The 14,121-nt window shown below is 72.4% G+C and carries 12 protein-coding genes; 3 read left to right on the top strand and 9 right to left on the bottom strand.

Translation table 11 applies throughout. The features are described 5' to 3' along the window. Positions 1-652, bottom strand: a 652-nt coding sequence (locus tag QL983_RS06770; protein WP_290151976.1) for a rhodanese-like domain-containing protein, incomplete at its 3' end; no start/stop codon positions are given. A gap of 111 nt (positions 653-763) precedes the next feature. Between QL983_RS06770 and QL983_RS06765 the strand changes: the two genes are divergently transcribed. Beyond that, positions 764-1,210 carry a Fur family transcriptional regulator gene (locus QL983_RS06765; protein WP_036313942.1) on the top strand — a complete coding sequence of 149 codons (447 nt, stop codon included), beginning with the start codon at positions 764-766 and terminating at the stop codon, positions 1,208-1,210. Between the two features lie 18 nt (positions 1,211-1,228). Here the strand turns inward: QL983_RS06765 and QL983_RS06760 are convergent, their stop codons facing one another. The 6 genes from QL983_RS06760 to QL983_RS06735 form a co-directional block, all read right to left on the bottom strand. After that, on the bottom strand, positions 1,229-2,047 hold the full coding sequence (locus QL983_RS06760) for a metal ABC transporter ATP-binding protein (RefSeq protein WP_036313944.1): 819 nt from the start codon (positions 2,045-2,047) through the stop codon (positions 1,229-1,231). Beyond that, complete coding sequence (locus QL983_RS06755; protein WP_036313946.1) at positions 2,044-2,943, bottom strand: metal ABC transporter permease; 900 nt, start codon at positions 2,941-2,943, stop codon at positions 2,044-2,046. Before QL983_RS06755 ends, QL983_RS06760 begins: the two co-directional genes overlap by 4 nt. A gap of 2 nt (positions 2,944-2,945) precedes the next feature. Next, positions 2,946-3,950, bottom strand: a complete 1,005-nt coding sequence (locus tag QL983_RS06750; protein ID WP_036313948.1) for a metal ABC transporter substrate-binding protein — start codon at positions 3,948-3,950, stop codon at positions 2,946-2,948. Positions 3,951-4,026: 76 nt separating this feature from the next. Next, positions 4,027-5,085: a hemolysin family protein gene (locus tag QL983_RS06745; protein WP_041104317.1), complete on the bottom strand. Its 1,059-nt coding sequence runs from the start codon at positions 5,083-5,085 to the stop codon at positions 4,027-4,029. Continuing rightward, positions 5,082-6,398, bottom strand: coding sequence for a hemolysin family protein (locus QL983_RS06740; RefSeq protein WP_041104315.1), 1,317 nt, complete (start codon positions 6,396-6,398; stop codon positions 5,082-5,084). Before QL983_RS06740 ends, QL983_RS06745 begins: the two co-directional genes overlap by 4 nt. 184 nt (positions 6,399-6,582) lie before the next feature. Continuing rightward, entirely contained in the window at positions 6,583-8,064 is a 1,482-nt protein-coding gene (locus QL983_RS06735; RefSeq protein WP_135019361.1) for a GuaB1 family IMP dehydrogenase-related protein, read from the bottom strand. A 200-nt stretch (positions 8,065-8,264) separates the two neighbouring features. Between QL983_RS06735 and QL983_RS06730 the strand changes: the two genes are divergently transcribed. Together QL983_RS06730 and QL983_RS06725 are read left to right on the top strand one after the other, a co-directional pair. Then, complete coding sequence (locus QL983_RS06730) at positions 8,265-11,969, top strand: multifunctional oxoglutarate decarboxylase/oxoglutarate dehydrogenase thiamine pyrophosphate-binding subunit/dihydrolipoyllysine-residue succinyltransferase subunit (protein WP_290151970.1); 3,705 nt, start codon at positions 8,265-8,267, stop codon at positions 11,967-11,969. A 76-nt stretch (positions 11,970-12,045) separates the two neighbouring features. After that, the gene (locus QL983_RS06725; protein ID WP_041104309.1) at positions 12,046-12,651 is read left to right on the top strand and encodes a GDSL-type esterase/lipase family protein; all 606 of its coding nucleotides are present in this window, start codon (positions 12,046-12,048) and stop codon (positions 12,649-12,651) included. 255 nt (positions 12,652-12,906) lie between these two features. Here QL983_RS06725 and rsrA read toward each other — a convergent pair whose 3' ends face one another. After that, on the bottom strand, positions 12,907-13,185 hold the full coding sequence (gene rsrA, locus QL983_RS06720) for a mycothiol system anti-sigma-R factor (RefSeq protein ID WP_036381745.1): 279 nt from the start codon (positions 13,183-13,185) through the stop codon (positions 12,907-12,909). Further along, on the bottom strand, positions 13,182-13,898 hold the full coding sequence (locus tag QL983_RS06715) for a sigma-70 family RNA polymerase sigma factor (RefSeq protein ID WP_036314006.1): 717 nt from the start codon (positions 13,896-13,898) through the stop codon (positions 13,182-13,184). Before QL983_RS06715 ends, rsrA begins: the two co-directional genes overlap by 4 nt. Positions 13,899-14,121: the final 223 nt, after the last annotated feature.

The raw sequence follows: 14,121 nt of genomic DNA, 5'->3' as shown, positions 1-14,121 counted from the left end.
CCGCGGCGCGCCACGCCTCGAGGCCGCCGTCCAGGAGCATGGAGTCCCGCAGCCCCGCGTGGCGCAGCAGCCACCAGGCGCGCGCGGCGGACAGGCCGTGGTCGTCGTCGTAGACCACGATGGTGTCGCCCTCGTCGATCCCCCACATCCGCACGGTCTCCGCGAACTGGCGCGCGTCCGGCAGGGGGTGACGCCCCGCCGCCGGGCCGGCGTGGCCGGCGAGCTGGCTGGGCAGGGAGACGTAGACGGCGCCCGGCAGGTGGCCCTGGAGATAGGCGGCGTGGTCGGGCCCGCCCGCCGTGGCCCGGAACCGGACGTCGAGCAGGATCACCCGGTTCGGGCGGCATCGTCCCGGCTGGGCGTAGGCCGGGCCCTCGGGCACCGGCGGCAGGTCCTCGACGGGGGCCAGGCCGAGCCAGCCGGCCAGCACGTCCACCGTCACCAGGGTGGGCGGCACGGCAGCCTCGGGATCGACGCCGTCGGCGTCCGCGTCGGGGTCGCCGCCGGCGTCATGGGGCGAGGACGGGGCCGCCGTGGGCGCCGGGACGACGCGGCCCTGCCCCTCGTCGACGACGATCAGCGGGTCGGGTCGATCGGGGGCGGCGCCGTCGCGGTCCGGGACAGGGGATGGGTCCGGGGTCTCGCTGTGCACCCGGACACCCTACTCCACGCCCCCTTCGGCGTCGCTGATAACCTGGAGGATGGCCCGCGCGGACCTGTTCCGGACCGCGCGGAGGAGGCGGCAGCCGCCGCAGAAGGAGTCGTGAGCACCGTGAGCGCCCCCGAGCCCAGCCCCCGTGCCGCCCGTCCCCGGGCGACCCGGCAGAAGGCCGCCGTCGACCGAGCCCTGGACCGCATCCCGGACTTCGTGAGCGCGCAGGAGCTCCATGCCCGCCTCCAGGACCAGGGCGAACGCGTCTCCCTGGCCACCGTGTACCGGACCCTGCAGCAGCAGCTCGACGACGGGCGCGTGGACATGCTCCGCCGCGACGACGGCGAGTCCGTGTACCGCCGGTGCGAGGACGAGGGCCACCATCACCACCTGGTGTGCCGGATCTGCTGGACCACCGTCGAGGTCACCGCCCCCCACGTCGAGGCATGGGCCACCGCCGTCGCCGCGGAGCACGGCTTCACGGACGCGGACCACACGGTGGAGATCACCGGTGTGTGCGCCCGCTGCCGGGCCGAGGGGCGCACCCGCGCGGCCTGACCCCGGGCCGGGCCCCGGTCAGTGGCGGATGCCGCCCGCGGGGTCGTCCAGGAAGTCCGCCGCGTCCTCGACCGCCGTGGAGGGCCCGTGCAGGGCGCCCCGGCCGTACGCGATGTCCAGGTTCTCGACCGTGAGCACGTCCCGCGGCGGGCCGGAGGCCACGACTCGCCCGCCCATCAGGACCACGTGGTCCGCCTCCGCGGCCTCGTCGAGATCGTGGGTCGTGTAGACCACGGAGACCCCGCGCGTCGGCTCCTCGTGGAGGAGGTCGTCGATCGCCCGGGCGGAGACGATGTCGAGGCCCGTCATCGGTTCGTCGAGCAGCAGCACGTCGTGGTCCTGGGCGAGGCCCTGGGCCACGTAGGCGCGCTGGCGCTGGCCTCCGGAGAGCTGGTCGAGGTGCCGCCGCGCCAGGTCCGCGACCTGCATGCGCTCCATGGCGGCCCGCACGATGTCCCGGTCCTCCCTCCGGAACCGGCGGAACCACCCCAGCGTGGGGTACCGGCCCATCCCGACGACGTCACGCACCGTCACCGGCACGCCCTGGGGCACGCCGATGGACTGCATCACGAAGGAGGTGCGCTGCGAGCGCCGCCGCGGGTCCTCACCGAGCACCTCCAGCGCACCGGAGGCCGGGTCGCTCAGGCCCGCCAGAGCGGTCAGCAGCGTGGACTTGCCGGAGCCGTTGGGCCCGATCACCGCGATCAGCCGCCGGGCCGGCAGGGTGAAGTCGGAGGGTCGGACGGCCACGTGCGAGCCATGGCGCAGTTCGAGCGCCCGGGCGACCGCGAGGGGAGGCGGGGCCGCCGCGGAGTCCGCGGGGAAGGACGCGCTCATCGGGCGGCCTCCGCTCCGGGCAGGGCCACGACCGGCACCTCCTGCTCACGCTGCGCGCGCGAGCGCACGTGCCGGCCCAGGAGCGCCAGCACGGCGGCGCGGACGGCGAGCACGACGAAGAACAGCAGGATCGGCATGAGCGCCATGGTGGCCGAACCCGCCGTGCCCAGCCGGTAGCTGAGGGTGAGCCCGGTGACGACGCACGCCGCGCCGATACCGACGGAGACGAGCATCATCTGGGGGACGCTGCGCGTCAGCAGCGCCGCCGTCGCGGGCGGTCCCACGAGGAGGCCGAACACGAGCACGGTGCCCACCGCCTGGAACGAACCGATCACGGCCGCGCCGATCATCACCAGCAGCAGCGTGTGCGTCAGCCCCGGTCGCATGCCCAGCGAGCGCGCCTTGACCTCGGAGAAGCTCAGCGCCAGCAGGGGCCGGTAGAGCAGCAGGGCCAGGGCGATCACCACGACGGCGATGACCGCCTGGGTCACGATGCCGTCCACGCTGACCCCCAGCACATCGCCGAACAGGATCGACGTGAGCGAACCCGTGTAGGAGTCCGACTTGGAGATGATCACCACGCCCAGGGCCATCATCCCCACGAAGAGCAGGCCGATGGCGGTGTCCTCCTTGAGGGTGGTGGCCCGGTGCACCAGCGAGATGCCCGCCATCATGACGACGGCGGCCACCGCGGCACCAAGGTGGGGGCTGCCGCCGGTGACGACCGCCAGGGCGATGCCCGGCAGGACACCGTGCACGAACGCGTCCCCGAAGAAGCTCATCCCGCGCAGCACCAGCCACGTGCCCACGACCGAGCACATCACCACCGCGATGAGACCGCCGACGAGGGCGCGCTGCTGGAATCCCATCTGGAAGGGCTCGAGCAGCCAGTCCATCCTCAGCCCTCCAGCGCGTCGGCGAGGGTGCGGGCGTTGACGAGCATGGCCTCGGCGTAGTCCGCCTCCGGGGTGTCCTTCGGGCCGACGCCGCCCTCGTAGACCTCGATGACCGGCAGGTCGCCGGCTTCCTTGGCCACGGTGTCCACGAGGCTGTTGCGTGCGCCCACGGATGTGATCACGGCGTCCGCGCCGCCGTCACGGATGGACCGGGCGAGCTCGGCGAGCTCCTGGGAGGAGGGCTCTCCGTCGGTGGAGCCGCCCGGGACGACGACGCCGGACACGGTGAAGTCGTAGGCCTCGCTGAAGTAGCCGTAGGCGTCGTGGTCCGTGACCAGCGTGCGGCGGTCCTCCGGGATCCCGGCGAGGATCTCCCTGACCTGCGTGTCCGTCTGCTCGAGCTCCCCGCGCACGGTCGCGCCGCACTCGGCGAACTTCTCATCGCCCCGCTCCTGGGCGAGCGTGTCGCCCATCAGCTCGGCGGCCTTGGCCATGCGGGCGACGTCCATCCAGACGTGCGGATCCTCGGACCCGTGGTCATGGCCCTCGTGGCCCGCCCCCTCCTCAGCGTGGTCATGGCCGCCGAAGGGCAGCGGGTCCAGCTGGGGCGCCACCTCGACGACGGTCGCGCCGTCCGCCTCGGCGTTGGCGAGGGCGGACTCCATGCCGCCCTCGAGGCCGAGGCCGTTGGAGAACACGAGGCCGGAGGAGACCATGTCCTTCACCTGCGCGGACGAGGCGGAGAAGTCGTGCGGGTCGTCGCCGGGGCCCATCACCGTGGCGCTGCGGGCGTCGGCGCACGCCACCACGCGGTCGAGCACGGAGCCGAGCTGCGTCGTCGTGGCGACGGCCACGGGCTCGCCCGCGGCCGAGCCGGACCCGGCGTCCGCAGAGGCGCCCGCGGCCTGCGCACCCGAGGAGTCGCCGCTGGTCCCGCCGCACGCGGCGAGGCTCAGGGTGAGCGCGGCAAGGGCCCCGGTCAGGGCGGGCAGACGACGGCGGAGCATGGGGCGACCTCGTTCGTGTCGGGGACGGTGCATGAAATCGATTCTCAACAGTAGCACCGTCCGGCCCGCGCGACGCTCACGCGGGCCGGAACCGACGTGGCGACTGCGTCACGTCGTTGATCTCCCCGACGAGCTCCTCGAGCACGTCCTCGAGGAAGAGGATGCCCGCGGTCTCACCCTCGGGCGTGATGACCCGGGCGAGGTGGGAGCCCGTGCGCTGCATGAGCGCGAGTGCGTCCTCGACCTCGTCCTCGAGCCGCACGTTGGCCAGCGAGCGCACGCGCGTGAGCGGGATCGGCTCGTCGTGTCCCGACGGGCCCACGGTGAGGACGTCCTTCAGGTGCAGGTAGCCGGTGTAGCCGCCGTCGGGGTCCTCGACCACGAACCGGGAGAAGCCCACGCGGCCCACGGTCCACTCGAAGTCGTGCGGCGTGATCCCCTCGGGGACGGTGACGACCCGCTCGAGCGGCACCATCACGTCCCCGGCCCGGTGGTCCGAGAACTCGAGGGCCGAGTGCAGCACGCCGGACTCGTCCTCCAGGGTGCCCGAGCGGGTGGACTCGGCCACGATCGACTGCACCTCCTCGAGCGTGTAGGAGGAGGCCACCTCGTCCTTCGGCTCGATGCGCAGGGCGTGCAGCACGAGGTTGGCCGTCCAGTTCAGCGCGGCCACGACGGGATGCAGCAGCTTCGAGAGCCACACGAGCGGCTGGGCCAGCAGCATCACGGCGCGGTCCGCGAACGAGACGGCGGCGTTCTTGGGCACCATCTCGCCCAGGGTCACGTGCAGGAAGGTGACCACCAGCAGCGCGAGCACGAAGGCGGTCACGTCCGCCGCCGCGGACGGGACCCCGAGGGCGGCCATCGGGACGACGAGCAGGTGGTGCAGCGCCGGCTCGGACACGTTGAGGATGAGCAGGGAGCACACCGTGATGCCGAGCTGGCAGACGGCCAGCATCTGGGAGACGTGCTCCATCGCGTAGAGCGCCACCTGGGCCTGGCGGGAGCCGGCCTCGGCCCGCGGCTCGATCTGCGCCCGGCGGGCGCCCATGACGGCGAACTCGCCCGCCACGAAGAAGGCGTTGGCGGCCAACAGGACCACCAGCCACAGCAGTCCGACGACGTCCCCGTTCATGCGCGCGTCTCCTCGTCCTCAGCGGCCGGGTCGAAGCGCACGCGCTCGATGCGGCGGCCGTCCATCCGCTCGACCGTCAGGGTGCCGCCGTCCACGTCCACCACGTCCCCGACCTCCGCCAGGCGCCCCAGTCGGGCCAGGATGTACCCGCCGACGGTCTCGTAGGCCCCGTCCTCCGGCACCACGAGGGCCGGGATCTGGGTCCGCACCTCGTCGGGCCGCAGCTCCGCCGGGAAGTACCAGCGGCCGGAGGCCGTCTGGAGGACCCCCGGGGTGACGCGGTCGTGCTCGTCCGCGACCTCGCCGACGATCTCCTCCACCACGTCCTCGAGCGTGACCACCCCTGCGGTGCCCCCGTACTCGTCCACGACGACGGCCATCTGCAGGTTCGCGTCGCGCAGCTCGGCCAGCAGCTGGTCCAGGTGCACGGTCTCCGGCACGCGGATGACCTCCGTCATCAGTGCACCGGCCTCGAGGTCGGCGCGGCGCTCCCGCGGCACGGCCACGACCTTCTTCACGTGCACCACGCCGCGGATGTCGTCCGAGGAGTCGCCGATCACGGGGAACCGCGAGTAGCCGGTGCTGCGGGCCAGGTCCAGGACCTCGGGCAGAGCCTGGTCCTCCCTCACCGTCTCCACGCGGATGCGCGGGGTCATCACGTCCGCGGCGGTGCGGTCCGCGAAGCGCAGCGTCCGGTCCAGGAACGTGGCGGTCTGCGCGTCGAGCGTGCCCAGCTGGGCCGAGCGGCGGACCAGCGAGGAGAGCTCCTCGGGGCTGCGGGCGCCGGAGATCTCCTCCTTGGCCTCGATGCCCACGCGGGCCAGCACGCCGTTGGAGAACCCGTTCAGGACCAGGATCGCCGGCTTGAACACGGTGCTGAACACGAGCTGGGGACGGGCGAGTGCGCGGCCGATCGCCATGGGCTCGGCGATGGACATGTTCTTGGGGATCAGCTCGCCGAGAAGCATCGAGAGCAGGGTCGCCACGACCATCGCGACGACGAGCGAGACGGTGCCCACCACGCCGGCCGGCAGCCCCACCTGGAGCAGCAGCGGGTCGATGAGCCGGCTGATCGCCGGGTCCATCACGTAGCCGGTGAGCAGTGTGGTCAGAGTGATGCCCAGCTGGCACGCGGAGAGCTGGGTCGAGAGCGACTTGAGGCAGCGCAGCAGGGGCTCGGCGCCGCGGTCACCCGCGTCCACCATGCGCTGCACGGTGGGCACGTCGATCGCGATCATGGCGAACTCGACGGCCACGAAGAACCCGGTGCCCACGATCAGGGCCAGGCCGAGGATCAGCAGGAGCCACTCCACCCGACCTCACCCCCTCGACGGCGGGCCGGGCGGCGGTGCGGGGCACCGGGACTGGAAGGCTCCGATCCGGCCGCGTCCGCGTGGGCGGACGAGCGGTCTGGCACACAGGTGTCAGGGTGATCCATAGTCCGCCCAGTATAGGGGCGTCAGGCCCCGGCGGAACGAGCAGGGGCATGCGGCCGCCTCACCACGACGAGGCGACCGGCCGGCCCTCCTCGTAGCCCGCCGCGGACTGCAGGCCGACGACGGCGCGCTCACGGAACTCCGCCAGGTCGTGGGCGCCGGCGTAGGTCAGCGACGAGCGCACACCGGACGTGATGGTGTCCAGCAGGTCCTCCACCGAGGGGCGGCGCGGGTCCACGTACATGCGCGAGGAGGAGATGCCCTCCTCGAACATCGCCTTGCGGGCCTTGGTGAAGGCGTCCTCGTGGCGGGTGCGGTGCTGGACCGCGCGGGCCGAGGCCATGCCGAAGCTCTCCTTGTACCGCCGACCGTCCGGACCGTGCACGAGGTCGCCCGGAGACTCGAGCGTCCCCGCGAACCACGAGCCGATCATCACCGAGCTGGCTCCGGCGGCCAGCGCGAGCGCCACGTCCCGCGGGTGCTTCACCCCGCCGTCCGCCCACACGCGTGCCCCGAGCTCGCGGGCCGCGGCGGCGCACTCCAGGACCGCCGAGAACTGGGGCCGGCCCACCGCGGTCTGCATGCGCGTGGTGCACATCGCGCCCGGTCCCACGCCCACCTTGACGATGTCCGCGCCGGCCGCGACCAGGTCCCGGACGCCGTCGCCGGAGACGACGTTGCCGGCCACCACGGGCACGCCGGGGTCGAGGGCCCGCACGGCGGCGAGCGCGTCCAGCATGGTCCGCTGATGACCGTGCGCGGTGTCCACGACGAGCACGTCGACGCCGGCCTCGACCAGGGCGGCGGCCTTCTCCCCCACCGCCCCGTTGATGCCGACGGCGGCGCCGACCCGGAGCCGTCCGCCGTCGTCGAGACCGGGCGTGAACAGGGACGAGCGCAGCAGGCCCGCCGCGGTGACGACCCCGCGCAGCACGGGGGCGACGGTGCCCTCCGCCGGGTCCACGACGGGGGCCATCTCCTGGCGCGCGGCGTGCAGCCGCTCGAAGGCCGCCCGCAGCGCGTCCTTGTCCGGGTCCCCGTCCGTGCCGCCGAGCTCGGCGAGCGTGAGGGTGACCGCCGGCGGGTGCATGACGGAGGCGGCCGAGGCGAAGCGGTCCACGCCCTCGCAGTCCTGGGGGCGGACCACGCCGAGCAGCCCGCCGTGCGCGTCCACCACGCAGACGGCCCCGTGGTTGCGGCGGTCCACGAGGTGGAGCAGGTCCAGCACCGTGTCCTGCGGCCCGACGGTCAGGGCGGTGTCCGCCACGGGGTGGGCCGCCTTCACCCGACGCACGACGTCCCGGATGACGTCCGCCGGGATGTCCTGCGGCAGGATCCCGAGACCGCCGCGCCGGGCCATGGTCTCGACCATCCGGCGCCCGGTGACGGCGGTCATGTTGGCGGAGACCAGGGGGATGGTGGCGCCCGTGCCGTCATCCGGGGCGATGTCCACGTCCATGCGACTGGCGACGTCCGAGTGCGAGGGCACGAGGAAGACGTCGTTGTACGTCAGGTCGACGGCCGGGTCGGTGAGGAAGCGCATGGCGTCAGTCTCCCAGACGCGGCGGACGCCGAGAGGCCCCCGCGCGTCCGCCGGGAGCGGAGTCGAGCCGAGGCCGCGACATTCCGACCGGGGGCGTCGAAGAACTATGATGTCTCGAGGCGTTCCCGGCCTCACGCGCGCCGCGCGGGTGGCCCGGCGCAGCACATCGCATCCCAAGGCTCAGGAAGAGGCGTTACACAGTGCCAGAACTCACGTCGGACCGGCTCGCACAGGAGTTCCCGGGGAACGAACGGCTCGTGGCCGAGATCTACCGGAAGTACCGCGAGGACTCCGGTTCCGTGGACCGGCAGTGGGCACAGATCTTCGCCCGTCTCGAGGCCAGCGCCCCCGCCGAGGCCGAGCCGAAGGCCTCCACCCAGGCCGAGCCGAAGGCCTCCGCCAAGGTGACCGAGCCGACGGCGGCGACCGCCCCGGCCCGGGGTGCGCAGCCCAAGGAGACCTCGGTCAGCACCGGCCCCAAGCCCAAGAAGACCCCGGCGGCCCAGGCGGTGCCCTCCGAGCCCGCCGACACCACCTCCACCACCGCGGACGAGAAGCAGGAGAAGGCCACCGTCCTCAAGGGCATGGCCAAGGCCGTGGCCACGAACATGGACGCCTCCCTGTCCATGCCCACCGCCACCACCGTGCGCGACCTGCCGGCCAAGGTGCTGATCGACAACCGCGTGGTCATCAACAGCCACCTGGCCCGCACCCGCGGCGGCAAGGTCTCCTTCACCCACCTCATCGGCTACGCCGTGGTCCGCGCGCTCGCGGCCATGCCCTCGATGAACGTGACCTACGAGGAGCGCGACGGCAAGCCCACCATGGTGGAGCCGGCCCACGTGAACTTCGGCCTGGCCATCGACCTGCCCCGCCCGGACGGCACCCGCGCGCTCGTGGTCCCGAACGTGAAGGCCGCCGAGACCCTCGACTTCCGCGGCTTCTGGAAGGCGTACGACGACCTCGTCCAGCGCGCCCGCAAGAACAAGCTGACGATGGACGACTACGCCGGCACCACGGTCTCCCTGACCAACCCGGGCGGCATCGGCACCGTGCACTCGGTGCCCCGCCTGTCCCAGGGCCAGGCCGCCATCATCGGCGTCGGCGCGCTGACCTATCCGGCCGCCTTCCAGGGCGCCGCCGAGTCCACGCTGCACGACCTGGCGATCTCCAAGACGATCACCCTCACCTCCACGTACGACCACCGCGTGATCCAGGGCGCCGGCTCGGGCGAGTTCCTGAAGATCGTGCACGGCCTCCTGCTGGGCGAGGACGGCTTCTACGACGAGGTCTTCCACTCCCTGCGCATCCCCTACGAGCCCGTCCGCTGGGCCCAGGACGTGCAGGTGAACCCGGAGGAGCAGGTCGGCAAGGTCGCCCGCATCCAGCAGCTCATCCACGCATACCGGGACCGCGGCCACCTGCTGGCCAACGTGGACCCGCTCGAGTACTCGATGGCCTACCACCCGGACCTCGACATCCGCGAGCACGGGCTCACCCTGTGGGACCTGGACCGTCAGTGGCCCACCGGCGGCTTCGGCGGGGCGGGCAGCCTGACCCTGCGCAAGATCCTCGGCGTGCTGCGTGACGCGTACTGCCGCGCCATCGGCGTCGAGTACATGCACATCCAGGACCCGGCCGAGCGCGCCTGGTTGCAGGAGAAGCTCGAGCAGCCGTACGCCAAGCCCACCCGCGAGGAGCAGCTGCGCATCCTGGGCCGCCTCAACGCCGCGGAGGCGTTCGAGACGTTCCTGCAGACCAAGTACATCGGCCAGAAGCGCTTCTCCCTGGAGGGCGGCGAGTCCCTCATCCCGCTGCTGGACGGCATCCTCGGCGACGCCGCCGACGCCGGACTGGACGAGGTCGCCATCGGCATGGCGCACCGCGGTCGCCTGAACGTGCTCACCAACATCGCCGGCAAGACCTACAGCCAGGTCTTCCGCGAGTTCGAGGGGGCCACCCCGGGCGGCGCCTCGGGCTCGGGCGACGTGAAGTACCACATGGGCACCGAGGGCACCTTCGTGTCCGACGCCGGCAACAGCACCCGCGTGTATCTCGCCGCGAACCCCTCGCATCTGGAGGCTGTGGACCCGGTCCTCGAGGGCGTCGTGCGCGCCAAGCAGGACCGCCTCGATCTGGGTGGCCAGCGCCCGGACTCCTTCTCCGTGCTGCCGATCCTCGTGCACGGCGACGCGGCCTTCGCGGGCCAGGGCGTCGTGACCGAGGTCCTGCAGCTCTCGCAGCTGCCCGGCTACCGCACCGGCGGCACGATCCACGTGATCGTGAACAACCAGGTGGGCTTCACCACGCCGCCGACCCAGGCGCGCTCCGCGGTGTACTCCACCGACGTGGCCAAGACCATCCAGGCCCCGATCTTCCACGTCAACGGCGACGAGCCGGAGTCCGTGGTGCACGTGGCCCAGCTCGCCTTCGAGTACCGCCAGCGGTTCAACAAGGACGTCGTCATCGACCTCGTCTGCTACCGCCGCCGCGGCCACAACGAGGGCGACGACCCGTCGATGACGCAGCCGCGCATGTACAACCTCATCGAGCAGAAGCGCTCCACCCGCAAGCTGTACGTCGAGTCCCTCGTGGGCCGCGGCGACATCACGCAGGAGGAGGCGGACAGCGCCCTGAAGGACTACCAGCAGCAGCTGGAGCGGGTCTTCGCGGAGACCCACGAGGACGCGCCCGCCTCCGGCGGGGAGGGCCTCCGCCCGGCCGAGGACCGGGACGCGGCCCCGGAGGCGCCGGCGTCCACGGCCATCTCGGCCGAGACGCTGCGGGCCATCGGGCAGGCGCACATCGACGTGCCCGAGGGCTTTACGGTCCACCCCAAGCTCGCGGCCCTGCTCGAGCGCCGCGCCAAGATGGCCGTCGACGGCGGCATCGACTGGGGCTTCGCCGAGCTGGCGGCCTTCGGCTCGCTGCTCATGGAGGACGTGCCGGTCCGCCTGGCGGGCCAGGACTCCCAGCGCGGCACCTTCACGCAGCGCCACTCGGTGTTCCACGACCGGATCACCGGCGACACGTGGGCGCCGCTGAGGCACCTCTCCGAGGACCAGGCGAAGTTCTGGGTCTACAACTCGCTGCTGTCCGAGTACGCCGCCCTCGGCTTCGAGTACGGCTACTCCGTGGAGCGCTCCGACGCCCTCGTGCTGTGGGAGGCCCAGTTCGGCGACTTCGTGAACGGCGCGCAGACGATCATCGACGAGTTCATCTCCTCGGCCGATCAGAAGTGGTCGCAGACCTCGTCCGTGGTCCTGCTCCTCCCCCACGGCTACGAGGGACAGGGGCCGGACCACTCCTCCGCCCGCATCGAGCGCTTCCTGCAGATGTGCGCCGAGGACAACATGCGCGTGGTCAACCCCTCCACGGGCGCGAACCACTTCCACCTGCTGCGCGAGCACGCCTACGCCCGCCCGCGTCGGCCCCTCATCGTGTTCACCCCGAAGCAGCTGCTGCGCCTCAAGGCCGCCGCGAACTCGGTGGAGGACTTCACCGAGGGCGGCTTCCAGCCGGTCATCCCGGACGCCGGGGTGGACGCCAAGGACGTCACGCGCGTGGTGCTGGTCTCCGGCCGGCTGTACTACGACCTGCTCGCCCGCCGCGAGAAGTCCGGTGACACGTCCACCGCGATCGTGCGGGTGGAGCAGCTCTACCCGCTGCCGCTCGACGAGATCCGCAAGGCGCTCCGCGCCTACCCGGTCGCCGACGTCACCTGGGTGCAGGACGAGCCCGCGAACCAGGGCCCGTGGCCGTTCATGGCACTGAACCTCGTGCCGCAGCTCGACGGCCCCGTGACCCTCGTGTCCCGCCCGGCCTCGGCCGCGACCTCCGCGGGCACCAAGGGCCGCCACGACCAGGAGCTCAGCACGCTGCTGGACGCCGCCTTCGGCCGCTGACCCGGACCGACCCTGCGCCGCCGCCGCACCCTCCGGTGCGGCGGCGGCGCCGGATCGGCCGACGAAAGGACACACTGTGCATAACCGCCGGATCCGGATCGCCGCCGTCGGCGACCAGCTGCTGGCCGGTGCGGGCGACGCCCGCGCCATCGGCTGGTGGGGCCGCGTGCTCGCCCGCACCCAGGCCCCCGACGTGGAGCTGGAGAACTACGTGCTGGCCGTGCCGCACGAGACCACCGAGGACCTCAACGAGCGCTGGTGGGGCGAGGCCTCGCGGCGCTTCTCCGAGGAGACGGAGAACCGCCTCGTCGTGGCCCTGTCCGACGCGGACCTGGACCTGGAGGCCACCTCGACCGCCCGCTCGCGGCTGAACCTGGCCAACGTCCTGGACACCGCCTCGCAGCGGAACATCCCGGTGCTCGTGGTGGGCCCCACGCCCACCCTGGACGAGCAGCGCAACGCCCGGCTCGCCGAGCTCAACGCCGCCTACCTGGATGTGGCCGACCGGCGCAACCACGTGTACGTGGACACGTTCACCCCGCTGGTGGGACACGAGCAGTGGCGCGCGGACCTCGCCTCCGGCCAGGGCCGGCCGGGCCAGGCGGGCCACGGGCTCATCGCGTGGCTCGTGCTGCACCGGGGCTGGTACCAGTGGCTCGGTCTGCCTGAGCCCACGGCCTGATGTGACAGAATGGACCACCGACCGACTCGTTGAAGGGAGACGTCATGAGCAAGCGTGCACGCAAGCGTCGCGACCGCCGCAGGAACGGCGCCAACCACGGCAAGCGTCCCAACGCCTGATCCGCTGATCGGCGTCGCGGACCGGCCGGGTGCCACCCGGCGACCGCAGACCACGAAGGGCCGTCCCCTCAGGGGACGGCCCTTCGTCATCGTCGGGGCGCCCGATCGGGTGCCCACGGGTCCGCATGTCGCGGTGTCAGCCCCAGGTGACGGTCGTCGTCGAGATCTGGGTGATGCGGGTCATGATGGTGGCCCGCAGCTGCGCGGGCGCCTTCTCCTGGCAGCACCGACGCACCGCCGAGCGGATGAGCTCTTCGAGCTCCTTCTGGTGCCGGCAGTCCGGACACTCCGCCACGTGGGCGCGCACCTGCTCGATGTCCTCGGGCGTCAGGGCGCCGTCCAGGTACTGGTACAGCCGCTCCAGGGAGGCGTCCTGGGCGTCGCGGCACTCATGGCCGTGCTGGTCCGCGGTCATCGCGTGGCCTCCTTCGTGCTCGTCTCGGTCTGCTTCGTGCCGCCGCGCCCGGTCTTCTTCTTCGGCTGGGCCTTGATGCCGCGCGCGGCCGCGTAGTCCGCGAGGCGCTCGCGCAGCTGCTTGCGGCCGCGGTGCAGCCGCGACATGACGGTGCCGATCGGCACGTCGAGGATCTCGGCGATCTCCTTGTAGGCGAAGCCCTCCACGTCCGCGAAGTAGACGGCGAGCCGGAACTCCTCCGGGATCGCCTGCAGGGCGTCCTTCACCTGGGAGTCGGGCAGCCGGTCGAGGGCCTCCGTCTCGGCCGAGCGCAGGCCACCGGAGGTGTGCTCGGCGGCCCGGGCCATCTGCCAGTCCTCCACCTCAGGGTTGTCCGCCTCGAGGGGCTGGCGCTGCCGCTTGCGGTAGAGGTTGATGTACGTGTTCGTGAGGATCCGGTAGAGCCAGGCCTTGAGGTTGGTGCCGGGCCGGTACTGGTGGAACGAGGAGTAGGCCTTCGTGTACGCCTCCTGGACCAGGTCCTCGGCGTCCTGCGGGTTGCGCGTCATGCGCAGCGCAGCGGAGTACAACTGGTCCACGAACTCGAGGGCGTCACGCTCGAACCGGGCACGGCGCTGCTGTTCGGACTCGGCGGCGACGTCGATGTCGGCGCGGTCGTGCTCGGGGGCGTCCTCGGGCCGGGCGAATTCCGGCCGGCTGTTGTCAGTGCTCATCGCGGGCCAGTCTACGGTCCGGGAGGGATGCGTCAGCAGGGCGGCGCTCATGCGGGGCTCCTCTCCGGCTGCGGTCCGCGGCGAGCGGGACCGGTGCGCCGACACGGGTACGGGGTCGTCCAGTGGAGCGCCAGGAGCGTTCCAGGTATTCCCCCGCGACAGGCCGACCCCGGCCGACAGCCGCCGGATAGGCTGGTCCGGTGACCCGCCCCACGCGTGCCGC

It is taken from the genome of Micrococcus sp. APC 4021 (genome assembly GCF_030407635.1).
Lineage (GTDB): Bacteria > Actinomycetota > Actinomycetes > Actinomycetales > Micrococcaceae > Micrococcus > Micrococcus luteus.
Note: the sequence above shows the minus strand (reverse complement) of the source record. Positions and strands in the feature narration are given on the sequence as shown.

Bases quoted from the DNA above. Each gene is read 5' to 3' on its own strand.
- QL983_RS06715 (WP_036314006.1), bottom strand. From the start codon at position 13,898: ATGAGCACTGACAACAGCCGGCCGGAATTCGCCCGGCCCGAGGACGCC.
- QL983_RS06735 (WP_135019361.1), bottom strand. From the start codon at position 8,064: ATGCGCTTCCTCACCGACCCGGCCGTCGACCTGACGTACAACGACGTC.
- QL983_RS06760 (WP_036313944.1), bottom strand. From the start codon at position 2,047: ATGAGCGCGTCCTTCCCCGCGGACTCCGCGGCGGCCCCGCCTCCCCTC.
- rsrA (WP_036381745.1), bottom strand. From the start codon at position 13,185: ATGACCGCGGACCAGCACGGCCATGAGTGCCGCGACGCCCAGGACGCC.
- QL983_RS06750 (WP_036313948.1), bottom strand. From the start codon at position 3,950: ATGCTCCGCCGTCGTCTGCCCGCCCTGACCGGGGCCCTTGCCGCGCTC.
- QL983_RS06755 (WP_036313946.1), bottom strand. From the start codon at position 2,943: ATGGACTGGCTGCTCGAGCCCTTCCAGATGGGATTCCAGCAGCGCGCC.
- QL983_RS06745 (WP_041104317.1), bottom strand. From the start codon at position 5,085: ATGAACGGGGACGTCGTCGGACTGCTGTGGCTGGTGGTCCTGTTGGCC.